Origin of the sequence: Streptomyces sp. NPDC006610 (genome assembly GCF_040611575.1) — a bacterium.
Classification (GTDB): domain Bacteria; phylum Actinomycetota; class Actinomycetes; order Streptomycetales; family Streptomycetaceae; genus Streptomyces.
On record NZ_JBEXOP010000009.1, the window covers coordinates 140,358 to 163,393 of the forward strand.

The 23,036-nt window shown below is 72.0% G+C and carries 18 protein-coding genes; 8 read left to right on the plus strand and 10 right to left on the minus strand.

Annotated features, from left to right (window positions below; all coding sequences use genetic code 11):
- Positions 1–33 precede the first annotated feature (33 nt).
- Together ABZY13_RS10130 and ABZY13_RS10135 are read left to right on the plus strand one after the other, a co-directional pair.
- Complete coding sequence (locus ABZY13_RS10130; protein ID WP_356628740.1) at positions 34–633, plus strand: hypothetical protein; 600 nt, start codon at positions 34–36, stop codon at positions 631–633.
- A 433-nt stretch (positions 634–1,066) separates the two neighbouring features.
- Positions 1,067–2,491 (plus strand): serine/threonine-protein kinase, encoded by a 1,425-nt coding sequence (locus ABZY13_RS10135; RefSeq protein ID WP_356628742.1) that lies wholly within the window; start codon positions 1,067–1,069, stop codon positions 2,489–2,491.
- Positions 2,492–2,787: 296 nt separating this feature from the next.
- On the opposite strand, the gene ABZY13_RS10140 is transcribed toward ABZY13_RS10135, so the two are convergent.
- From ABZY13_RS10140 to ABZY13_RS10150, 3 genes are all read right to left on the minus strand, one after another.
- The gene (locus ABZY13_RS10140) at positions 2,788–3,162 is read right to left on the minus strand and encodes an STAS domain-containing protein (RefSeq protein ID WP_356628744.1); all 375 of its coding nucleotides are present in this window, start codon (positions 3,160–3,162) and stop codon (positions 2,788–2,790) included.
- A gap of 27 nt (positions 3,163–3,189) precedes the next feature.
- Positions 3,190–4,413, minus strand: a complete 1,224-nt coding sequence (locus ABZY13_RS10145; RefSeq protein WP_356628746.1) for a PP2C family protein-serine/threonine phosphatase — start codon at positions 4,411–4,413, stop codon at positions 3,190–3,192.
- A gap of 413 nt (positions 4,414–4,826) precedes the next feature.
- Positions 4,827–6,665 (minus strand): AMP-binding protein, encoded by a 1,839-nt coding sequence (locus ABZY13_RS10150; protein ID WP_356628748.1) that lies wholly within the window; start codon positions 6,663–6,665, stop codon positions 4,827–4,829.
- A gap of 217 nt (positions 6,666–6,882) precedes the next feature.
- Here ABZY13_RS10150 and ABZY13_RS10155 point away from each other — a divergent pair, with 217 nt between their 5' ends.
- The 4 genes from ABZY13_RS10155 to ABZY13_RS10170 all read left to right on the plus strand — a co-directional run bounded on the left by ABZY13_RS10155 (position 6,883) and on the right by ABZY13_RS10170 (position 10,397).
- A complete protein-coding gene (locus tag ABZY13_RS10155) occupies positions 6,883–7,725 on the plus strand; it encodes an alpha/beta hydrolase (protein WP_356628750.1) in 843 nt (280 codons plus the stop codon).
- Between the two features lies 1 nt (position 7,726).
- A complete protein-coding gene (locus tag ABZY13_RS10160; protein ID WP_356628752.1) occupies positions 7,727–9,010 on the plus strand; it encodes a hypothetical protein in 1,284 nt (427 codons plus the stop codon).
- A gap of 623 nt (positions 9,011–9,633) precedes the next feature.
- Positions 9,634–9,756 carry a hypothetical protein gene (locus ABZY13_RS10165; protein WP_356628754.1) on the plus strand — a complete coding sequence of 41 codons (123 nt, stop codon included), beginning with the start codon at positions 9,634–9,636 and terminating at the stop codon, positions 9,754–9,756.
- The gene (locus ABZY13_RS10170) at positions 9,753–10,397 is read left to right on the plus strand and encodes a pyridoxamine 5'-phosphate oxidase family protein (protein WP_356628756.1); all 645 of its coding nucleotides are present in this window, start codon (positions 9,753–9,755) and stop codon (positions 10,395–10,397) included. The genes ABZY13_RS10165 and ABZY13_RS10170 overlap by 4 nt, the downstream gene beginning before the upstream one ends.
- Before the next feature lie 603 nt (positions 10,398–11,000).
- Here the strand turns inward: ABZY13_RS10170 and ABZY13_RS10175 are convergent.
- The 4 genes from ABZY13_RS10175 to ABZY13_RS10190 all read right to left on the minus strand — a co-directional run bounded on the left by ABZY13_RS10175 (position 11,001) and on the right by ABZY13_RS10190 (position 14,365).
- Positions 11,001–11,714 carry a GAF and ANTAR domain-containing protein gene (locus tag ABZY13_RS10175; RefSeq protein WP_356628840.1) on the minus strand — a complete coding sequence of 238 codons (714 nt, stop codon included), beginning with the start codon at positions 11,712–11,714 and terminating at the stop codon, positions 11,001–11,003.
- 866 nt (positions 11,715–12,580) lie between these two features.
- Positions 12,581–13,036: a DUF4383 domain-containing protein gene (locus ABZY13_RS10180; RefSeq protein WP_356628758.1), complete on the minus strand. Its 456-nt coding sequence runs from the start codon at positions 13,034–13,036 to the stop codon at positions 12,581–12,583.
- Between the two features lie 151 nt (positions 13,037–13,187).
- Positions 13,188–13,757 (minus strand): hypothetical protein, encoded by a 570-nt coding sequence (locus tag ABZY13_RS10185; RefSeq protein ID WP_356628760.1) that lies wholly within the window; start codon positions 13,755–13,757, stop codon positions 13,188–13,190.
- Between the two features lie 434 nt (positions 13,758–14,191).
- On the minus strand, positions 14,192–14,365 hold the full coding sequence (locus tag ABZY13_RS10190; protein WP_356628762.1) for a CsbD family protein: 174 nt from the start codon (positions 14,363–14,365) through the stop codon (positions 14,192–14,194).
- A gap of 145 nt (positions 14,366–14,510) precedes the next feature.
- Here ABZY13_RS10190 and ABZY13_RS10195 point away from each other — a divergent pair, with 145 nt between their 5' ends.
- Positions 14,511–14,681, plus strand: coding sequence for a hydrophobic protein (locus tag ABZY13_RS10195; RefSeq protein WP_356628764.1), 171 nt, complete (start codon positions 14,511–14,513; stop codon positions 14,679–14,681).
- A gap of 330 nt (positions 14,682–15,011) precedes the next feature.
- Here the strand turns inward: ABZY13_RS10195 and ABZY13_RS10200 are convergent, their stop codons facing one another.
- Positions 15,012–16,685, minus strand: coding sequence for a carboxylesterase family protein (locus tag ABZY13_RS10200; protein ID WP_356628766.1), 1,674 nt, complete (start codon positions 16,683–16,685; stop codon positions 15,012–15,014).
- A gap of 390 nt (positions 16,686–17,075) precedes the next feature.
- On the opposite strand from ABZY13_RS10200, the gene ABZY13_RS10205 reads away from it, so the two are divergent.
- Positions 17,076–18,947 carry an SIR2 family protein gene (locus ABZY13_RS10205; protein ID WP_356628768.1) on the plus strand — a complete coding sequence of 624 codons (1,872 nt, stop codon included), beginning with the start codon at positions 17,076–17,078 and terminating at the stop codon, positions 18,945–18,947.
- A gap of 82 nt (positions 18,948–19,029) precedes the next feature.
- Here ABZY13_RS10205 and ABZY13_RS10210 read toward each other — a convergent pair whose 3' ends face one another.
- Positions 19,030–21,750 (minus strand): NACHT domain-containing protein, encoded by a 2,721-nt coding sequence (locus tag ABZY13_RS10210; protein ID WP_356628770.1) that lies wholly within the window; start codon positions 21,748–21,750, stop codon positions 19,030–19,032.
- Positions 21,747–23,006 (minus strand): VCBS repeat-containing protein, encoded by a 1,260-nt coding sequence (locus tag ABZY13_RS10215; protein WP_356628772.1) that lies wholly within the window; start codon positions 23,004–23,006, stop codon positions 21,747–21,749. The genes ABZY13_RS10210 and ABZY13_RS10215 overlap by 4 nt, the downstream gene beginning before the upstream one ends.
- Positions 23,007–23,036: the final 30 nt, after the last annotated feature.

The following is a 23,036-nucleotide window of genomic DNA, read 5'->3' on the forward strand; positions in this document are numbered from 1 at the left end:
CGGTTCCGCGTCGCGCATGGGGGGCGAGAGGCGTTGCCGCATCACAGTTCAGCCGACGATCATCTGCGTGCCCTGTACCAGCAGGGCTGGGAGGCCGTCTGTTCCCTGCACCGGCACCTGAGCAACGGAGGAGAACTGGTCCCGGTGCCCACGCCGGGCGTCCTGCTGGAAGCGGGTGAGATCGCGTACGGCGACGTGTCGGCGCACTACGCGCGCTTCTACGGCACGAACGTCACCTACACCGAGCGCTCGGGTTTCTACTTCGGATCCCCTCTGTTCGTCGCCGCCGGACTGGTCGGCGACGCGGTCGCCAACAGCAGCGCCCGCAACCGGGCCCAGGCGATGGCTCAGCCGCAGTGGCGCGACCTCTCCCCCTGCCGCGCGATCCTCACCGACCGTCGCATGCTGCTGCACGTGGCGGCCGAGAATCGCTGGGTGTCGCTGCGGCACCACGAGGTCGTCGGTTTCCTTCCCGTGCTCGAACAGTGGGCGCTGTTCACCGAATACGCGCAGTGGGAGCCGATGCGGCTGGCCGGTCCGAGCGTGCCCTGGATGACCGCCGCTGCGATCTCCGTGCTCAACCGGGGCCGGTCCGCGTACCAGCGGCTTCCTGCCCTGCCGATACCGCACTGACGACCCGGCCCGCGGGCTCCACCGGTCAGCGATCGGGGCACGGGACGGGGTGAGGGGTCCGTCATGGCGCCCGGAGACGGCCGAACCGGGCAGGGCGCTGTTGCGCACCGCACCGCCCCGCGCCTGCGCACGCAGCCCGGCCCGCACCGGAGGCCGGCAGGCACCGGAGCCCGGCCGGTCGGACTGCCGAGCGCGTTGGCGACCAGATCGTTCACGCCGGCCGATCTGCCGGCGTTGAACAGGGGGGCGACGGCATCCGCACTCTCGATCGCCACCCCGTTCACGCCCTGACGACTTCCGCCTCGACCGGGGTGTTCGGTCCCTTCCCGGGTACCTGGCTTCCGGCGGGCGCTTCGATCACGCTCGCGATGAGCACACGCACCTCGATACAACAGTGGGAGAGGGAATGAGGCTTCGTGAGGCGGCTCGGGCCATGGCCTCCCGGTGTTCCGCCGAGGTGCTGAGCGGTCGGTACCGTCTGGACGCTCTCCTCGGCTCGGGCGGCGCCGCGGATGTCTACCGGGGTTTCGACCTGAGACTGAGGCGACCCGTGGCGGTCAAGGTCTTCCGGCCCGACACCGGCATCGGCAATGAGGGGGACGTGCACAACGAAGCGGTGATCCTCGCCCGGTTGCACCACCCCGGCCTGGTCGCCGCCTACGACGCCGGACAGCACGACGGACATGTCTTCCTGGTCATGCAACTGGTCGAAGGCATCACACTGAGGAAACGCATCGCCGAGGGCCCGCTGTCTCCCGCGGAAACCGCCGAGCTCGGCGCCGACCTGGCCCACGCCCTGGCTCACGCACACGATGCGGACATCGTCCACCGGGACGTCAAACCGTCCAACATCCTCCTGGACGCTTCCCACCGCCCCTACCTGACCGACTTCGGCATCTCTCGACTGCTGGACGCCACCACCCGCACCGCCACCGGCACGCTCATCGGCACCGCCGCCTACCTTTCCCCCGAACAGGTCCTCGGCCGGCCCGTCGGCCGGCCCGCGGACGTCTACGCCCTCGGCCTGGTACTCCTCGAATGCCTCACGGGCAGGCTCGAGTACGACGGCGGTCCTCTCGAGGCCGCGATCGCACGACTGCACCGACCACCTGCCCTGCCCCATGGCCTGCCGGAACAACTGGCCTGCCTATTGCGGGACATGACGGCCCTGGACGGGCAGGACCGCCCAACAGCCCGGGACTGCGCCCGCACGCTGGAAGCGTTGGCCGACACCGCACCCGTCGAGACCGTGCCGGCAGCGCACGCCACCAGCCTCGTCGCCGGCCACGAACCCTCGCAAGCGGCCGACCGCACGCATGTGAATCCGCTGCCCGACCGGAAGAGGACCGCTCCACGCACCGCGCCCGCGCGTGGGCGCACCCTCGTGGCGGGCGCGACCGTCGCGCTCGCCGCAGTCATGGCGACCGCCTTCGCCGTCACCGACGACTCGGCGCCATCGGACGACGACCGAAGCGCGACCAAGGCCACGAGCGCCCCCGTGGCGAAGCCCGAGCCGTCCGGCAGAGGGCAGAACGACGCGGCCACGACGCCTGCGGCGACGCCGCCTTCGGACGGCAGCGCCTCCGTCCGCACGCGCACCGACGACGTACCCGGGCAAGGCGGCGTCCCCGCTTCCCGAGGTGCGAACGACCGGTCCGCTGCCGACGGCACCGCGGACGACTCCGCAACCGCGACAACACGCTCCGGAGCAGGCGACACGGACACGTTCGTGGGGGCACCCCAGGGGGGATCGGCCACCAAGTCCCCTCGCGGACTGCCCGACCAGGCGAAGAAGACCGATCGGCACGAGGGCCCGGCGCAGCGGAAGCAGGTCAAAAAGGCGGTCGGGAAACGCTGACGGCACGAGCGGAACGCCGGCGGACTTCGCCGCCTCTCCAGCGGCAGTGACGGACAGGCACCGACACGTCGGCAGTCACCGCAGGCGCCCTCGGGCCGGACGGGCGGCTGACCGGCCGCGCGGGGGAACCGGATCGGCAGTCGGCACACCGCGTGACCCGGGCGCACGGAGGACGACGCGACGCCGACGCGCGGGCCCCGTCCGACAGCGGGGTCGGAGGGGGAGGCCGAGGCCGTGTACGCGAGAGTACTGTGCCGCAGCCCGCACCCGGACTTGTCTCCGCCCGGGCGGGACGCTCAGTCGGGGACGGATTCGACGGTGGGACAACTGTGCAGGACCTGGTCTGCGCCGGTCAGCGCCAGCATGGTGCGTACGCGTTCGCTGGGTGCGATGAGCACCAGGCGGGCGCCGGTGCTCCTGGCCGTGCGGTAGGCCGCGATCAGACAGGTGAGCCCGGTGGAGTCCATGAACATGACACCGGACAGGTCCAGGAGCACGGTGTGGCCGCCGGTCAGCAGGAGTGGCTGTGCGGCGTCGGCGAGGTGCTGGGCGGTGTGCAGGTCGAGGGCGCCGACGGCCGTGACGAGGTGACGGCCGTCGGCGCCCAGAGGGCGGACGTCCACTCGCAGGTCGTCCTGCCGGTCGGGGCAGGCGGGCTGGTCGGGGCTCATCACGGTTCCTTCCGTGCGGGCCGGAGTTCACGGAGTCAGCTCCTGCTGATGGCCGCAGCGCCACTCGGTGAGCAGGACGGTGGCGTCGTCGTCGAGCCCGCCGCCGTGGTGCTCCAGCAGGGCGGACATCAGCCGGCGCAGGGTCTCGTGCAGAATGTGCCCGCCTGAGTGGTGACGCAGGATGAAGTCGACGAATCGCTTCCGGCCGAACTCGGTGCCCAGGGCGTCGCGGGCCTCGACGATCCCGTCGGTGTAGAGCAGCAGGCGGTCGCCGGGCTCGAGCTGCACGGCGGCCATGGTGACCGGCAGGCCCAGGTCGGTGCCCATGGGGCCGGCCGGAGGGCAGGCCAGCTCGGTGGTCCAGCGGTTGCCGCGGATCAGGATCGGCAGATGGTGGCCGCGGTTGATCCAGGTCAGCCGCCCGGTCGCCATGTCGAGGTCGGCCAGGATCGCGGTGACGTACCGGCTGGTGCTGAACTGCTCGATCAGGGTCTGCTCCACCAGCTCGCTGGTCTCGGTCAGCGAGGCGCCCTGACGGCGGGCGTTGCGGCAGGCGGAGACGGCGACGTTCGCGGTGATGCCGGCGGTGGTGTCGTGGCCCATGGCATCGAAGACGCCCATATGGAGCGTGCTGCCGGCCACTGCGTAGTCGAAGGCGTCTCCGCCGATCTGGTAGGCGGGTTCCATCACCGCGCCCACGGTGACGTCGTGTCCGGCGTAAGCGGGCGGAGGGGTGAGATTCCACTGCATCTCGGCCGCCACGTTCATCGGCTCGGTGCGCACCAGACGCGCGTAGGAATCGCTGAAGGAACGCTTGCTGAGCAGCAGAAGGGCCGTCATCGACGCCAGGTCGCGCAGGGCCTGCCGGACGGGTTCGGTGTCGGTATCGGTGTCGGCCCGCAGCACGCCCAGGCGCTCGACGCCGTCGGTGACGGCCACCCACCAGCGACGCCCGCCCGGACGGCGGCCTCCCGTGGGCCGTTCCGGCTCGGGAAGCAGTTCGACGCGCTGGTATGCCTGGCCGGGCAGACTGCCCGATACGCTGAACTCCTGCCCGCCGCTCCAGGCGGCAGGCCCTCGGCCGGTGAGCCGGCGCAGCACCGTCTCGCGGATGTCCACGACGAAGACGGCCGCGTCGTGCATGCCCGCCGCGGCGGCGTGCTCGGCGATCAGCTCCGGGAGCTGCTCGAGCGTGGCCGTATGGCTGGCCTGCATCAGTCGCACCAGCGACCGTGCGCTGATGTCGATCACACTGCTCCCCCTCGCAAACGGACCACGCGGGCGGGGCACCGGTCTCGCGGCTGCGCCGTCTTGGCCGGCGTGCCACGTCGCAGCTTCTCGTCGGCCGCTCAGGGCCCGAGTACCCCCTCCCGGGGAGCGCAGACGGCCGACGGTGGCCGACTCGCCCGTCCTCTGCCCGCGGGTCCGCGGGCGCCCGGCGCTGAGGCGCCCGCCCGAATCAGCGGCATGATCCCGCGCCGCCTGCTTAGCGGCTTCTCACGGGCGCCGTAGACCTGAACGGCGCCCCACGTGGCCGCGCTGCCATGGACTGGCGACAGGCCCGCGACGCAGGCCCGCTCGGACGGCAGGACCGCCCCTGCACGCCTGCCGCGCGCGTCGCTGCGCCCACCGCCGGTCCAGCCCCGAAAAGACGGCTGAAGAGATCATCGAGAGCCCTCGGTCTCCAGCCGGGCCAGGATGTCAGCGCGCAGCCGTGCCTTGTCCGTCTTGCCGAGCGCGGTCATGGGCAGTTCCGGCACCCGGACGAGCCGCTCGGGCAGCTTGAACCCGGCCAGTCCTCTGCCGGTCAGATACCCGCGGAGCTCACGCAGGGAAGGCGCTTGCCCGTCGAGGCCCACGACGTACAGGCAGACGACCTCTCCCAGCACACGGTGGGGCATGGCGACGGCCGCGGCGGCTCGCACACCGGGGTGCGTCAGCACCAACGCCTCCAGCTCGTCCGCCGGGATCTTCTCTCCTCCGCGGTTGATCACGTCTTTGAGGCGTCCGGTGACCACGAGGTTCCCGGACTCTAGGCGGCGCACGAGGTCGCCGGTGCGGTAGAAACCATCAGGGGTGAACGACGCGGCTGCCACGCCACCGTGGTACTCCGTGATGACACCCGGCCCCCTGACCAGGAGTTCGCCGACCTCACCGTCGGCGACCGGCCGGCCCTCGCCGTCCACCACCAGGCTTTCGTCTCCGGGCGAGGAAGGGCGTCCCTGCGTGGTGAACGCGATCTCGGGGGGATCGTCGAGCCGGGTGAAGTGCAGTCGCCCTTCGCTCATGCCGTACACCTGCTGAATCCGGCAGCCGAAGGCGTCGGCCAGCCGGGCGGCGGTGGACTCGTCCAGGCGCGCCCCACCGACCTGGAGGACTTGCAGACTCGACAGGTCCGGTCCGCCGGAGGCGGCGCGTGCGACGAGCCACTGCCGGGCGAGCGCGGGGGTGAGCGCGCAGTGCGTGACGCGTTCGCGTTCGATCAGTGCCATGGTGGCGGACGCATCGTCCGGGGAGGCGAGGACCGCCTTCCCGCCGCAGGAGAGCGTGCCGAGCACCCCCGGAGCGGACAGGGCGAAGGCATGCGTGACGGGCAGGACGGCGAGGAACACGGACTCGGGTGTCATCCCCGAGGCCGCCGACGCGCAGCGGATCACATGGCCCAGCGCCTCGTGGGTTCGGGCGATGGGTTTGGGGGCGCCCGTGGTGCCGCTCGACAGCAGGAAGAGGGCCGTGTCGGAGGGCCGCCGGTCCGGACGGGCGGGAGCCGGGGCGCCGGCGTCGATCGGACCGTCGATGTCCTCGTGGCCGTCGGCCCGGTCGCCGGCGCCCGGGACGAGCAGGGTGCGGACCGATGGGTGCCGTTCGCGGAGCTTCTCGGCGAACCGCAGGTGGTCGAAGCGCCGGTGCCGTCCCGGCACGGCCAGTGCGGACGGCGCCAACGCGGTGATCACCACGTCGAGTTCGTGCTCGCGCAGGGCGGGAAGGGCGAGTGCCGGGCGCGCGCCGAGCCTGATCAGCGCGAGCGTGAGAACGACGGTGCGGGCCTGATTGGGGAGTTGCACGAGTACGGTGTCGCCGGGCCGGATCCCGTGGTGCGCGAGGCGGGCGGCGCAGCCGGACACCGCCGTGCCGAGTTCGGCTCTGGTGAGAGTGTGGTCGGCGTCGACCAGTGCCGCGCGGTGGCCTGCGTGGACGCGGGTGCTCAGCACGGTGTCGTCCAGGAACTCGGGGCGCCACCAGCCGCGGTCCCGGTACTCCACGCAGGCGCCCACGCCCGGCCGGCGGTCGCCGACGATCTCGCCGAGCTGCCGCACGGTGAGGTCGTGCTCCGCCCACAGGTCGACGCGGGCGTCGAAGCGCTCGGCCAGGTCCACCTGAATCTGCGTGAGGTCGACGGAATCGAGGCCGATGTGCGCGCGCAACAGCGCGTCCTCGCGCAGCAGCTCTTCCCCGACTCCCAGATCACGAAGGATCTTCCGCACTTCTTCGATGCCCGTCACCCGGGACTCCTTGCCTGAGGACGCGTTGCGTGAACTGGCCGACGTGACCGGTATGCCCCGTACGTCTGGCCGTGAGACCGGCGCGTGGGAGCAGTGGGAGGCACATGCGACCGCGACGGACGCGTGCAGTCGGCAGTCCCACTCCCGTGCGCCCTGCACGGTTCGAGCCGATTGTGCGACGCTCTGTCATCACACCGGTTTCGTCCCTGGAGGCGCAATGGATCCGGCGAACAGCGGGACGCTCGCGGTACCGGGCGCGTCGATCTATTACGAAGCGCGGGGCGAGGGGCCTTTCCTGCTGCTCATCGGGGGAGGGAACTCCGACGCGGCGGTGTACAAGCGCCTGGCCGCCGTCCTGGCCGGGAGCCACCGCGTCGTCACCTACGATCCACGCGGGAACTCACGCAGCGTGCTCGGCGGTCCCCCGGTGGAGCAGAGCGTCGAGGAACACGCCGACGACGCCCACCGCCTGATCGACCACCTCGCCGGTTCGCGTGAGCCCGTGGACGTCTTCGGGAGTTGCTCGGGCGGGCTCATCGCGCTCGAACTCGCCGTCCGTCACCCGGGCAGGGTCCGACTGGTCGTCGTCCACGAGCCGCCCGTCCTGAGCATCCTCCCCGATGCCGAGCGGCACTTGGCGCTCGTGGACGACGTCCGCGCGACGTACCTCCGTGAGGGAATGGCGCCGGCCCTCGCCAAACTGCAAGCCCTCCACGGCGGGAGGCCCGCCCCGGCGCTCCCCGAAGTGCACAACAACACCGACTTCTTCCTGACCCACTTCATCCGGCCGTTCACGCGCTTCGTACCCGACCTCACTGGGCTGGAGGCAGTGGCCGACAAAGTGGTGTGGGCGGGCGGCCATGCCTCACGCGAGGACCTCGTGCACCGCCCGACGCTCGTCCTCGCCGGCCGGCTCGGCCGTGCCGTGGAACTGTTCCCCGGCGGGCATGTCGGCTACGCCAGGTACCCCGCCGATTTCGCCGAACGGCTCGTCGAGGTGCTCACCCACGCGAACGAGCCTGCGGGAACGCAGCCGGGAGCCGTCGGCGGAAGGCAGTGACGTGCGCATCGTGATGGGGGCGCAGAACTGCGGCTTCGGTCCGGTGTCCGAACTCGTCGCGGTGTCCCGTCCGCTCCACGAGCACGAGCGGGTGTTCGTCGGGGACGGAGTCGCCGCCGTCTTCGCCAGGCGCAACCCCGACGCGTTCGACACCGTCCACGACGTCGGCGCGCTGTCGGGGGACGCCAGGTCCGCAGCGATCGACGACCTGCTGCGGGGCTGCGACCACGTGATCTCGGTCATGGACGCCGAGTTGGTCTTCCGGTCCGTCGTGGCATCGCGGCCCGTCACGATGGTGGACAGCCTGTTCAGTTTCTGGAAGCCCACCCGGCCACCGGCCATCCTTCGCGACGCGTGCAGGGCGCTGCCCCGCTCCGGCTACGAGGCCGCCGACCGGCACCTGTCAGGTCTGTCACCTCACGAACGAGTCATCGCCGCGCACCTGCTCGCCACGCACAGCGTCGTGCAGAACTTCCCCGGCGTCACCGAACGCGCCGCCTGGTTCGCCGCCTGCGGAGAGGGGCCCGAGGTCCACGTGACCGGCCCCATCATCGACGTCGAGGGCCTGCGGAACGTCGCGCGCACCGCCGATCCGCCGTACGACCTGCTCATCAACATCGGCGGATTCAAGAATTTCCACCTCGACTTCGACGTCCACAACGACTACGTCCGCCTGCTGCACCGGTGGATCCCCGATCTGCTGCAAGACTGGCCCCGGTTCCGACGCGTCCTCGTCTGCGGCGGCCCCTTCGGCGACGGCCGGGAGCGGACTGTCCGGACCGCGGGCGGCCGGGCCGACTGCCGCCTGTTGCGCCAGCGAGAACTGCTGCAGGCAGCGGCGAACACGGAGCACTACCTGCTGGCCCCCGGGCTCACGGCGCTCCACGAAGCGATCGCCCTGGGACGGCTGCCCCTGGCCATCCACGAGCAGCACTACGCCCACGTCTTCACCATGCGCGCGCTCGGCGGCACGTTGTTCGGTCGTGCCGGGAGCCGGTTCGCCGACGTGGTGCCGTGTCACCCGCTGCCGGAGGACGACTTCGCCGGGACGGCCGCCCTGGCCGAGCTGGCCGGTCGTGTCCGGGAGGATCGCGAGCTGTACGCGACGTACCGCCGGACGTTCAACGAACGCATCGAGCAGTACCTCTTCCTCACCCCGCCACAACGACGACACGGCGTCGAGGAACTCGACAACCTGCTGAACGGCGCCCCGGTCCACTCGGTGATGAACGAAATCCTCGACGTGTCTCATGCCTCATGCCGCGCAGCGCGAGGACGGTCCTGATCGCGGCGGAGACGGTCGAGACGTCTCGGGCGATCCCACAACAGGCTGCACGGGCTGCGATTGCCGACCCATCACACCCGCGTTCCGCCGGTTGCCCCCTGGCGGTGACGGTCCACTGCCCGCAGCGACCGCCCCCCCCGATCGCTTCATCGGCATCCGGTGGGGTAACTGACGAGAGCAGGGCGCGCGTTGCCTCTGCGAGCTGTAAAGTCCAGCGCGCGCCATGTATTGTCCGCGGATCGCGCCTGCGCCGATTCGACCTCTGCCCGAAAACGGAATGTCCTCACATTTGCGACTCGTTACTGTGGCCGCGTGTCGGATCCGTCCGGCGGCTCCCTCCTCCTTCGCGATCCCTCGGTGCTCCCGCACGCCCTCCGCGCGCACCTGGTCGTTCAGCCGGCCGCCGTCGCGCGGGGGTGCGCGATGATGCCCGAGCCGCTGTCGGCCCGGGAGATCTCGCTGGTGCGTACGAGTTCGGCCACGGTCGGGGCCGTGGGCGTCGGATCCGACGGTCTCCGTCTGCGCCCTTCTCTTCTCGCGTTACCCGCGGGTGCGGGAACCGGGGCCCCTGGGACCGGCACGCAGCTCTCTTGTGCGGCCCGCTCGCCATGGTCACCACAGCCGTGACCAGGCCCCGACGCCACGTCATGCCGTCGGCCCGCACCCACCACGACCCGATCGACACCCCCGTCCTCACCGCCCCCCTCGTCGCGGCCCGATACGAAGAGGAAGACACCCTTCTGTGACACACCACGGCACGACCCCCTCGCACGGCGAGCGTCGACTCCAGGCCCAGCTGGGCACCAGCGAACGCGCCGACGACTTCTACGACCTGCAAGTGCGCCCTCATCTCACCGAGGCCATGCGCGACTTCATCCGGCGCCAATCCATGGTCTTCCTCTCCACCGCCGACGCGCGGGGCCACTGCGACGCCACCTTCCGCGCCGGTCCCCCCGGTTTCGTCGTCGTCCTCGACGACCTCACCCTCGCCTACCCCGAGTACCGGGGCAACGGCGTCATGGCCAGCGCCGGCAACATCACCGAGAACCCGCACGTGGGCCTGCTCTTCGTGGACTTCACCCACGACCACATCGGACTGCACGTCAACGGCGCCGCCCGGCTCGTCACCGACGCCGGCCTGCGTAGCGCCCATGCCGGGATACCCGAGGACACCGCCCCCGGGCGCAAACCCGTACTGTGGACGCTGATCACCGTCCATGAGGCCTACGTGCACTGCTCCAAGCACATCCCGCATCTCGAACCCGCGCCCCGCACACTGAGGCTCGCGCGCAGGCGCCCCAAGGACGCCGACTACTTCACCGGAGCACTCAGGAACACCGCGGAGGAAGAGAAGGCACGAGCCTGGTCAGGATCGCAGACGCCCTAGGCAGCGGGCACCGGGGACCGTCGCTTCCGCGCACGGCGCGGAAGCGCAGACCTGGGCCGATCCTGACGGCACACGGGGACGGACTCGCAGACCGGCCTCGACGGCGCCCAGGGCGGCGACCAGCAGGGAGACACCGCCTGAGCCGCCGGCGGCCCCGCCCGTCCGTCCTCGTCGTCACCCGCCCGGACGACGCGACGGCCGACCGTCACCCCTTCTCGCGGCCACGGTCCCGTGCCCCACAGCGACCCACGGCCCGGCTCGTCGGCACCGCCGACATGTGCTCGCACCGGTCGGCGGGTGGCGCGAGCTCGCGCGCCGGGGCGTGAGCGGCGTTCCACCAGATCCTCGGGCTGAGTGAGGAGGCCGATCGCGAGCCGCGACCCGATCAGGCTCTCGGTCGCCGGCGAGCCTGCACACAGCTGGGCCGACAGACGGCAGATCCGGTACGCGCCGTCGAGGGGGATGTCCTCGCCGGTGTTTCGTCCGGAACCGCATCCGTGACCACGGTGAGGGCTCACGGCGCTTTCCGCTGCTGTCCCCTGACAGCTGTCCAAGCGGACGACGTGCCGACGGACGCCTGAGCAGGTGGTCCGAACCGCGCGGCTACGGCGTGCCCGGCGGGTCGCGCAGGATGTCCGTGGTGATGTCCGGCAATGACCTGCCGGTGCGGAAGGACTCGGCGCGCATGAGGGCGAGGGCGTCCTCCGGGCTGATTCTCCGGAGGGCCGCCAAGGCCCCGACGGCGCGCCAGGTGTCGAACCAGTGGGCGCGGATCACCGGCTTCGGTTCCCACTCCGGGACGTTGTTCCCCGTGAGAAGCATCTCGCGGGTCGGCAGGAGCGCTGCCGTCACCGCGTCGGCCACGTGGGACGCCTGCTCCAGGGCATCCTCCCCGAGGGCGCGCGGACGCGTCGCCAGCAGGTCGACCGACCCGAGGACGTAGTCGCCGAAGAACAGGGGGAGTGCGTACACCGAGGCCACCTCTGGCAGCCTCTCGCGAGTCATCGCCCCGAACAGAGGCCAGGGCGTCAGCTCGTGCCGCAGGTCGTCCACGGCCAGCGGGTCGCCGGTCTGCGCGGCAGTGATGCAGGGCCCCTCCAGCACAGTGAACTGGATCTCCTCCAGCACAAGGGCGGCCTCGCCCGACGCGGCGAGCAACTGGCGGGAAGGGGTGTCGGTGAGCAACGACAAGGTGGCTCCGTCCACGCCGAACCCTTCGCACACCGCCGCGCACACCCGCAGCGGAACGTCTTCGTCAGGCGCGTCCGCTGAGGCTTCGGCGATCAGCCGTACCGCCTTCATCACCTCGGCCGTCATCGGGGCCACCGCCGCTCCGATGCGTACCGTACGGTCGGTGCGGGGCGCCCGCTCTCCCCGTGCGGCTTGCGAGAGGCGTTCCCCGCCCTGATGCGCACAGTCACCATGCTCCCTTGCCGTCCCGAGCGACCGTCCCCGCCGACTCGGGAACCGGCCCCCGGAGCGGAGTCCGATCAATGCGTCTCGAGTGCCCCGCTTCCGTCGTGCGCACGCCCGTCGGGGTTCCCGAGGGGGTCCGAGGAAGCCTCCGGCTCTTGTCGAGGGCCGGGGCCATACGCGGCGGTGCGAGGGGCAGCCGCCTCTCGGTCAGCGGATTCGACGGGTGCAGGCGAGCGAGAGCCCTCGACCGCGGGGGACGCCGGGATCCGGGCCTAGACGTACGCGGGCGTGCCCAGGGCGGTCGGGCCGCGGTCGCCCTGGGCACCGGTCCCCGCGCCAGGATGCCGTCCTCGCCTCCAAGGCGGGTGACAACCGTCGGGGGACCGAGGCCGTCACGTCGAGTCCTCTTCCGGGGGTGTTTCCTCGGCGCCCGAGTCGGTCTGCCCTTCCGGGTGCATGTCCGCAACCGTGTGAAGATCGCGACGTGGGCGTGGGAGTCGGGGCTGGTGCGCTGAGCTGCTCACCAGTCCTTGTTCGGGCGTGTGTACTACTGCCGTGGACTCCGTCCGACAGCCGCCCGGCCTCTGCAGTGGCGCCTCGTCGGTCGACGGCGGTCCCTGTGTCCGGGCCCGGCTCACCATGAGCGGCGCCGAGCGGCACCGGTGCCGACGGCCCCGCCTGCACGACGGCCGACCCCTGTGGACCGGGCGTGCACACGGGTCGGTCGTCGGCCGGCGGGGCTGGCGGTCAGAAGCGTTTCTGCGCGGTCACGGAGTCCGTGCCGTGCTGCGACCGCGGGTGAGCAGGACGCCCAGTGCGATCATGCCGAGGCCGAGCAGCAGGTGGAGCCAGTTGTCGGCGGTGTTGACGGGGACGAAGTTCGCGGCGCTGTCGTGGTCGATGACCAGCCCGTACAGCCACAGCACCAGGTAGACGGCGCCGCCGGCGAGGAGGTAGAGCCGCGCGTGCGCTGCGGTGCGTGACAGTGCCAGTCCGGCGAGGCCGAAGGCCAGGTGGACGAGGTTGTGAAGGATGGAGACCTGGAAGATCCCCAGGAGCTTGGCCTCGGAGTGGTGGGCGGCGAACTCCATGGTGTCGTAGTGGGTGGTGATCCCCGGGATGAAGCCGAGAACGCCGACCAGGAGGAAGACGACCCCCACGATCAGTGCGGCCTGCTGGACCGGAGTCCGTGCGGGGCGGGGGGCGCGTGCGTGCGTGGACATGGGAACTCCCTGTTCTGGCCTGGAGGGCGGCCGGCTGCCCGGTCCGTCATGCGGTTCCCGAGTGCCCCCGGCCATCGTGGAGATGCGGGGGAGCGCGACCGTGCGTCCCGCAACGGCCGCTGGCGCCGACCGGTTCGTTGCCGCGGACTTCTTACGACGTGAGGTGGGTCGCGGAGCGGACCCGCTCCCACATGCCGGGAACCTGCTCGACGGGGCGCTGCTGTTCGCCGTGCAGGGCGTTGAGGACGACCAGGCATCCGGTCAGCGCCGGCACCGCCCACTGCGCGCAGGCCAGCTGACGGCGTGCCTTGTCCAGGTCGACAGGGTGCTTCTGTGCCTTCTCGGCGTCGACCGGGTCGGAGGAGGAAGCCAGCTCGACCTTCTTGCCCAGGACCCGGGCGTAGGCGGTGGCGGCCAGAGCCGCGGCGGTGACGACGGTCTTGGCCACGGTGGACGCCGCCACGCCCTGCTGGGTGGCGACGCGGTGCGCGTTCACCGCGAGCAGCCCGCCGCCACCGAAGAGGTGCGCGCCGATTGCGGCCGCGTTGACGGGCGTCCACTTGGCCCAACCCGCGGAAGAGATGCGGTCCCTGGTGGCCTCGGTTCCGCCCTCCTCCCTGGCGGCGCCGTTGAGGCCCACCGCGCCCATCAGCGAACCGCCGAACCAGGCTGCCAGACCCACGTCGTGCAGGCTGCGGATGAGCGTGTTGCGTTCGGACATGACGGTGCTCCTTCGGAAGGGGGCGGGCAGGGCGGCAGGAATGGTGGACACATCCCACCGTTGCCGAGCACGGGCGGCTCTGCCATCAGGGTTGGGCCGGACGAGCGTCCCGGGTTGCCGCGCGCGGGCGGGCCGGCGAACGCATCACCGCACCGCCCTGCCCTGCCGGACGACCTCGGCGGCGGCCCGGCCGTCCGCCCCGACGACGCCCTGCCGTGCCACGTGACGGTCGTCCTGCCTCCGCAGCCCCGGTGTCCGGACTGCCGACGCGGAGGGACCGCGGTTGTGCCCCGGCCGTCGAAAGCCGCGGTGACATGGGCTTTCGCGACGGCTCGATGCCGACCGTCGGCCAGGGATGCCTCTCGCGGCGCTGAACCGCGGAAGGGCCCTCCCGCTCGGAAGGGCCCTTTCCAGAAAAAAGCAGAGAAGCGACGTCAGCGCTTGAAAGCGTCCTTGGTCTTTTCCTTCGCTGCTCGGGCATCACCCGTGCTCTTCTCGACCTGCCCTTCCGCAAGCATGCGGTCATCGCCGGTCGTCCTGCCCAACGTCTTCTTGGCCTTGCCCTTCGCCTGCTCGGCCATGGCCTTGGCCTTCTCACCGGCAGTCATGGAACACGCCTCCTGTAGGGTTCTGTCCCGCTTTCGCGGTGACTGTGACCGACGACTGCCCTCAGTTTTCCTCGACAAACAACGCGCTGTCGAAGAATGCGCGGTCGAATCGTGGGACACAAGAGCGCCCAGGAGGTTGACACCTATGATTCCCCTGCTTCTTGTTCTGCTCCTCGCTGTGATCCTTTTCGGCGCCGGTTTCGCCGTCAAAATCCTGTGGTGGATCGCACTCGCCGTCCTGGTGCTGTGGCTGCTCGGCTTCGTCGCCCGCTCCACCTCCGCCGGAGGGGGACGAAGCCGCTGGTACCGATGGTGACGTGACCCGCACGCACGCTTCGTCGTGGGGCCCGGCCTGCAGAGGCCGGGCCCCCACGGGCGGACGGGCTGTCCGCAGCAGGGCGGAGCGGAGTGGGGCGCTGCTGCCGGGGACTCGGCAGGCTGGGGCGGCGCGCCCCGGGGCGGCTCAATGGGTACGGTCGGCGGGGCTTCGCGGGTTGTGCGCAGTCCGCGGTGGCAGTGTTGCCTTCATGGCCTCACGCTCTGCCGGGGCGGGCCGGGTGCGCCCATGGCGGTGGCCTCCGGAACGGGGGCGGGGACAGCTCCGGAGTCCAGACCGGGCCGGCTGGTAAGGGTGCCCGTCGCCTTGTCAGGGCATGCGGCTCCAGAACCCGAGATTGTGTTCACGGAAGTAGTCGACGGGCCCGATCCGCTGCGGCGCGAGCGACTGCGTGTACGGCGGGCCGGCCCGTTCCGGGCGGTAGGCGCGCCAGGCGGGAAGTCCGGCGCCCCGCGGCGCGCCGGTGCGGGCGAACGCGGCCCAGTAGCCGGTCATCGTGGCCGACAGGCGGCGCTGCGCCGGGGTGAACAGCGGCTCGGCCACCGGGTCCTCGAAGAGGTACGGGATGTCGCCGGAGTGGAAGGCGCCGAAGTCGAAGGCGCCCGGCAACGGCAGGAACATCGGCGCGTCGCGGTCGGCGAACTCGTACGCGTACACCGGTACGTGACGTGCGAGTGCCTGGTGCTGCGCGTGGGTGCCGCGCGCCCACATCCGGTCGGTGATCACCGCGGACCAGGCCAGGGCGGGGGAGCCGAAGGCGGACACGGGGTATTCGGCCCGTACCCGCGGGGCGGCCTCCTCGCCGAACGCGGTGCGAAGGGCGCGGCCGTAGTCGGCCTCGGTGAAGGGTTTGCCCACGGCGTCGTAGAGCATCCCGACGATCACGCGGTGCTCGTCCCGGGTCGCGCCCGACAGCATGGGCACGGTATGGAACCGTCCGGCGCGCAGGGCGTCGGGCGGCAGTTCGGGCAGGGTGGCGTTGCCGTATCCGAAGAACTGGAAGGCGTTCATGATGTGGGGCACTTCCAGGATCTTCTTCACCGGCAGCGCACGCAGACAGGCGAGCGTGCGCCGGGGGTCGCGGTGACGGCAGCCGAGCGGCGAGATCATTTCCGTCGTGATGGCCTCCGCCTCCCGCCCGCTGCGCCAGACGTACCACGGGTATCCCGGCACGTCCGGTCCCATGGCACCGGCGGGCATGTCCATCACGGCCTCGCCGCTGGCCATGACGGCCCGGTGGAACAGGCCCTTGGACGCGGGTGACGTCAGATGCGCGGCGATCGCGGACGCACCGAACGACACCCCGGCGACAGTGACGTTGCCCGGGTCGCCGCCGAAGGCCCTCACGTTTTTCCGCACCCATGTCAGGGCCGCCCGCTGGTCCTGCAGACCGAAGGTGCCGGCCCCGTCGAGGCCCGGCAGGGCGAGACCGCCGAAGACGCCGAGACGGTAGTTGAGGGTGACGACCACCAGGCCCTGCCCGGCCAGGCGGCGCCCGTCGAACAGGGAGCCGCCGCCCACGGAGCCGTCGCCGTGGATCCACACGAGCACGGGCAGGTGCCGGCGGCGGTCCGTGGCGGGCGGCGTCGTGACGTTCAGGACCAGGCAGTCCTCCTCGGTGCTGGAGATCGGCGCGTACTGCGAGGGCACCTGTGGGCACAGCGGACCCGGCTTGGTCGCGTCCCTGATCCCCTTCCACGGCGTGACCGGGCGGGGCGGGGCCCACCGGTGGCGTCCCTTGGGGGCTCCCGCGTAGGGGATGCCCCGGAAGATGCGGTAAGGGCCCGAGCGGGCGCCGCGGACCAGGCCCGCGTCCGTGCGTACCGTCTCACCGGCGGCGGCCACGGCTGCGGCGGCGCCCGCGGACCCGGCCGCTGCGCGTCCGGTTCCCGCGGTGGACGGGCGGGCGGTGCACGCCGCGGCGAGGGCCACGACCGAGATCGCCGTCACGGCCGCCCGGCGGAGCATTGCGCGATGGGTCATGCCGGAAGCATTCCTCGCGTGCCCCGTCCCGGCGCACGAGTGCGCCGAAGGCGACCTGTTCGGACGCGGGTCCCGGGCCGATCCGACGTCCGCGCCGCACCGTTCCCCGCGCGAGCACCGCGGGCAGGCGGGGCCTCGCTTCCCGGGCCGTCCTGCCGCCGCCGCGCGTCCGACCTGCTCGGGGTCACCGGACGGGCGCCTCGCAGCGGCGCGCGGGCGTCCGGGCCCGCGACTGCGGCGTCGTCGGGCGGTCGGCGGGAGGCCCCGCGGCGCGTACCCACCGCGTGCGTGCCCAAGGGCCCGCGAGAGCGGTGCGGCGCACGCCGGGCAGGTGGCGGCGCGTGCGTGCTCCGGGAGGCGTGCCCCGGTGCGTCGACGCACAGTGAAAGCATGACGGAGCGCCACGACAGGCCGGGCGCCGCGTCGGCGATGCGCGGCCTCGATCCCCTGGTGTCACTCGCCATGGGCGTGCACAGCGGGCCCGGAGTGTACGCGCTGCTGCTCGGTGCGGGCATGTCGCGGGATGTCGGTGTGCCCACGGGATGGGGGATCGTCACGGATCTGGTGCGCCGGGCCGCCGTCGCGCGAGGCGCGGACGAGGAACTGGCCGCCGCCGACCCGGAGTCCTGGTGGGCCCGCCACGGCGACGGCGGGCCACTCGGCTACTCCGCCCTGCTGGAGGCGCTGGGTGACACTCCCGCCGCCCGGCACAAGCTGCTGCGCGGCTACTTCGAGCCCGGCGACGAGGACCGGCAGCACGGGCTGAAGCAGCCGGGAGCGGCGCATCGGGCGGTGGCCCGGCTGGTGGCGCGCGGTTGGGTACGCGTGGTGCTCACCACGAACTTCGACCGTCTCGTCGAGCAGGCGCTGGAAGCGGAGGGAGTCCAGCCGCAGGTCGTCCACGGGCCTCCCGGTCTCCTCGGGATGACGCCGCTGGCGCACGCCCGTGCCACGGTCGTCAAACTGCACGGCGACCTGAACGACCTGGAGGCCCGCAACACCGAACGTGAGCTGGAGAGGTACCCGGACGCCTGGGCCGGGCTGGTGGATCAGGTGCTGGACGAGTACGGGCTGATCGTGTGCGGCTGGTCCGCCGAGTGGGACCACGCGCTGGTCTCCTGTTTCCAGCGCCGCGCCACGCGCCGCTACCCCGTCTTCTGGTGCGCGCGGCGAGGGCCGACGGGCCGTGCCGCGGAACTCGTCGCCCGGCACGGCGCCGTGGTGATCCGGGGGCTGACGGCCAAGCAGCTCTTTCCCGGTCTGCTGGCACGGGTCGAGGCCCTGGAACGCCTGGCGGAGCCCGCGCCGGCCCGCGAGCTGTCGGTGGCCCGCCTCAAACGGGCGCTGCCGGACCCGGTGCGCCGCATCGAACTGCACGAACTCGTGGACGCCGAGGCGATGCGGGTGGTGGAACGGCTCTCCGACGGCGGCCGGTACCGGCCCGGCGAGCAGGCCGGGGAGGCGGGGACGACGTACCGGGAGCGGCTCGACCGCTGCCGGCGGGACTGCGACACGCTGCTGCATCTGCTGAGCGTGGGAGCCTTCCACGACGAGGAGGGGGCCCACACCCGGGTATGGGTGCGTGCGCTGCAACGGCTGCTGAACGTACGGCGCGGCGGCGGAGACGAGCAGGCCGGCGATGCGCCGCACCTCTACCCCGCCCTGCTCGCCCTGGCCGCCGCCGGCACCGCCGCCGTACTGGCCGGCCGGGACGAACTGCTCGGCCGACTGCTGCTGGAGCCGGTCCTGGCGCACCCCGCTGCCCCCCGGCCCGGTTCCCGCCGGACCGCCGCCGAGCCAGAGCCCGCCGTACTGGCCCTGCGGACCGGCGACGTGCTCGGCGGGGGCGAACGCGTCAACGCGTACCTGAACGCCCCGTACCCGCCCTCACTCGTTCAGGCCGCGCACAGCACCTGGCTGCGTGCACAGGTGCGGGACGTGCTCGCCGAACCGGCCGCCGACAGCGACCACGCGATCTCCGACGCGTTCGACGCCTTCGAATACCTGACCGCGCTCCTGCAGGCCGACCTGTCGCAGCCCCCGGCGACGGAGGGCGAGTTCACGCTCGCGGACCGCTGGGACGCCGAAGGACGGCTCCGCGTCGCCACGCGGGTGCAGGCCCGTTTCGCCGAGAACTGGCCCATGCTGCGCAGCGGCGCGTTCGGCGCCGACGTCCAGCGGGCCCACACGGCCGCGGCGGTGGTGGACGTGCAGTGCGCGCAGCGTCGGACGGAGGCGGCCGGACGGGAGCCGTCCCCGTGACGCGGCGGTCGTGCGCGGGAACGGGGTTCCCCACGGCGGCATCCGTGGCACGGTGCGGGGCGCTCGGGTACCGCGCCAGGGGTCACACCCGTGCGGTGCGGGACCGCTCCGGCTCGTCCCGCGCGACCACGCCGCTGACGAGGTGGTCCCTGAACTCGGAGTGGCAGAACTGGTACACGGGACCGACCCGCCGGAGCACATGGAGCAGCCGCGCCTCCTCCATGAACGCCACCGGGTGACGCGGCAGCCGTCGTGTCGCGGCGAGCCGCAGGCTGCTCTCCCAGTAGGCGAAGTAGGCGGTGCTCGACACGGCCAGGAGCCCGGCCGCGAGTCCCAGGGACAGGTTCGCCTCCGGAGTGCGCAGCGAGTAGGCGAGGATCTGTACGGTCTGGTCGTCGCTCTCCGCCAGGTCCGTCAGGACCGTGATGATCCACTTGGCGAGGAAGGGCACGATCGTGAACGCCATGAGCGCGGCGGCGACGGTGCGGGCGCCCCGAAGAGTGGACTGCGGAGTCTCCTGCTCCAGGTCGGCGGGAACATGAGCCCAGCGCAGGACCGCCAGCCCGGCCCCGAACAGGACGCCGAAGAAGACCCCGAGGGTGGCGGTCATGACGAACCTCTCCCACAGGGACAGATCGACGCTCCAGGTCTCCACGAAGGACAGGAACCCTCCCAGGACGACGCCCAGGAGCATCCCCCTTCCCAGGCAGGCGGGAAGCATGGTCCACAGCAGACGCTTCGGGGCCCGGAAGTCCAGACGGGTCGGGCGGGAGGAGCCGGTGGTCGGATCGAGGCCCGCCATGATGGCCACGATCAGGAGGAAGATGCAGGAGTGGTACGCCGCGTCCTGGCAGACGACGGTCAGGTCCGTGGACAGGTCGATGAACGAGACGTTCATGACGGAGCGTCCGGCCTTCTGCCGGATGGCCAGCAACGACAGGGCGCCGGCGAGTGCGGCGCCCAGCCAGTGGAGCAGGACGAACGCGAGGATCCTGCGCAGGCGGGCGCCGCGGCGCCCGGCGCCCGGATACCGGGGGGCCCACCGGCGCAGCAGTGAGACGCCGAGCGCGCCGAGGGCCAGGAGCACCATGAACAGGGCCCAAGCGGCTCCCGCCCGCAGCCCGGTGTACGGCGCGACCTCCCACCTGCGCAGGGCCTTCGCCGCCGGTGCGATCGCCGCCGACCAGTGCTCGATCACCGCCCCCACCCCGGCGGACAGCGGCAGGACGACGAGGCACCCGGCCCCCAGGCGACGCGCGGCATCCGTGAGGCCGTGCCATCGTCCCCGGCCGCCCGTCGGGGATCCGGGCGGCGGCCGTGCGGGTTCCGTCCGGTCGGTGACCCAGGCGAGCCGGATCACCACCGTGGCGGCAACGGCCGTGGCGAGCGTGACGGTCAGGAAGCAGACCAGCCGCGCAAGCGGTGAGAACGCCCAGTGCAGGTACTCTCCCGTCACACCTCCCGCACCCAGCCCGACCATCGCTCCGGCCAGTGGTGCGGACAGCGGGCCCGCCGGGTTCGGGCGAAGCGCCCGGTGCAGGTTCCACCAGGCGATGTCATCGGTGCCCTCGCGTTTGATGTGACGGGCGAGGAAGGCCAGCGCCGTCCGGGCGTCCTCGGGGCTCCGGCGGGAGGCGGCGGTGCGGCGCGCCTCGGGGACCGAGGCGTCCGACCCGGTCGGTTCCACGGAGAACAGCGCGGGGACCAGCGCGTCGAGGAGCTGGCGCCTCAGGCGGTCCGCGTCGGTGCACCCGATGAGGTCGGCGGGGTCGCCGGCCGGCGAGGAGTACACGGTGACGGCGAGCCAGACGTTCAGCGGCACCGACAGCGTCCGGGCGACGGCACTGTGCGGGTGGTTCGTGAGTTCCTCGATCACGGGCTGCCACGAGGGAATGCGCCGGGGCGGGACGGCGCTGCGCAGGTAGTCCGCCACGTCTGCCGGTGCCACCGGCTCGGCGACGACGACGGCGGCGGCGGTGATCACGTCGGTCTCCGCGACCACTCGGTGGTACTCGGCCCTGCGTGACGTGAGGACCAGCGGGCCGTGGACGGCGACGGCGTGGTTGACGGCCACCAGCGCTCTGGCCCGCAGGTCGGCGGGGAGTTCGTCGAGGCCGTCCAGAACGGGCAGGACGCGCCCCTCGGCGACCAGTTTGCGTGGCGCGTCGCGGCCGTACGTCTCGTGGTTGCGAAGCGCCGGGTAGTCCTCGTGGATGCGGCGTGCCATCCAGTCCAGCAGCGGCTCCTTGCGCGGGTTCCACGGCACGAGGTCCAGCAGGACGGGGACGGCCTCTGCGGGTTCCGGCGCGCGCAGGAGTTCCCGCACCAGGAGCATGGCAAGGGTCGTCTTGCCGGCACCGGGGTCGCCGAGGACGACCAGCCGACGGTGCGGCAGTGCGCGGAACGCCGCGGCGAAGGCACGGATGTCGTCGCTGCGGCCGGCCACGGTGCGGCCGACGACCCGCGCGTGGTCGCCGGCCTCGGTCTGGCCGCTGCGCCAGCGCACGGCCAGCGGGTGCGGGTCCAGCAGTCCCTGCGCGGCGGCCTCCTCGGTCCACTGACGGCGCACCATGGCGGCGAGCGCCTCGGAGGCCTGGTCCAGTTCGGACCGGGTGGCCGGCGCGGCGGGACGCGAGCGGTGCCACGACCAGCTCAGCAGGCCGACGGTGGCCGAGAGCAGGACGCTCAGGGACGTCGCGGCCGCCTCGGCGTCCTCGCCGACCACCAGGACCACCACCGTGAGCAGGGCGGCCAGGGCGGCCGCTCCGACCGCCCAGGGCCACCACGCTCCGCCGCGTCTCATGGCCGGCCGGCGGCTTCCGCGATGTCGTTGCGGAACAGGCAGAGCTTGGCGTCCTCGGCGAGGAAGTACTTGTCGACCTTGTACGCGATGGTGGCGAAGTCGAGGCGGCCGTCGCCGTTGAAGTCGGCGATCGCGATGCGCGCCGTGCTGTCGGAGGAGATCCGCCACTTGGTGAACGTGCCGGAGGCGACGTCCAGGCACTTGTAGTAGAAGACCCCCTGCCAGGGGTGGGGGCCGCGCAGGGCGACCAGGAACTCGTCGTCGCCGTCGTTGTCGAAGTCGGCGCAGACGATCTGGTGGCCGGGGCCCTCGCCGAGTTCGTTGGGGTCGCCGAAGACGTCGAGCACGATCCGGCGCCAGACCGCCTCGGCCACGGGGGTGCCGGGGCGTTCCTTGACGTAGGCGGCCACGGTGTTGCCGTGGAAGGGCTCGGTGGCCACCACGTAGGCGTGCGGGTCGTCGCCGATCCGTCCGGCACCCACGTCGCCGCTGCCCTTGAACCCGGTCTGCTCGAACCGCTCGAGCTCGCCGGAGCCGATGTGGGTGGTGGTGAACCGCCGCTCGCGCTCGTCGTGGTGGAGCCAGGTCACGCCCTCCTCGGAGGCGAGCAGGACCGAGTCGAGGTGCTCGCTGCCGGGCAGCGGGTTCTTCTGCGTCTCCACGCCGTGGATCATGCGGAAGTGGCTGTCGTCGACGACGTGTTCGTCCCAGGGCCGGCGTACGTCGCTGCCGGGGCTGAACAGCACGACGGGGACCAGGGCGTGCACGTGCCGGGCCCCCACGGTCGGCAGGGCCATCAGTTCCGGCGTGCGGGTCTGGGTGAAGTGGCCGAGCCGCAGCCGGTGCATGGCTGTCTCGCGGCCGATGTAGTGGCGCTCCCAGCGCTTTTCGGAGTCGAACTTGCCGGTGTTCTCGATCCAGTCGATCTTCCCGCCCTCGGGGTCGGGGTCGTCGATGCGCCCGCCGGCGCCGTACAGCTCGTAGCTGACGACGATGTCGGGGTGGCCGTTTCCGGTGATGTCCCCGAAGTGGGCGCCGTTCGGCATGTGGAAGCCGTCGGCGACCAGCCGCCGTCGCCAGTCGGGGTTCTTGTACCAGTAGATCTCGCCGAGGCTCATCCCGTGCCCGAACAGATCGGGCAGGGAGTCGCCGTCGATGTCGGGGGCCTCCAGCCAGTAGCCCTCGTTCAGGTTGTCGTGCAGGACTTCCCGGGTGAACCTGGGGAGGCGGATGCCGAGGGGAGTGCTCGCGCCCATGTGAATGCCTTCCGGTGAGGAGGGGGCGGG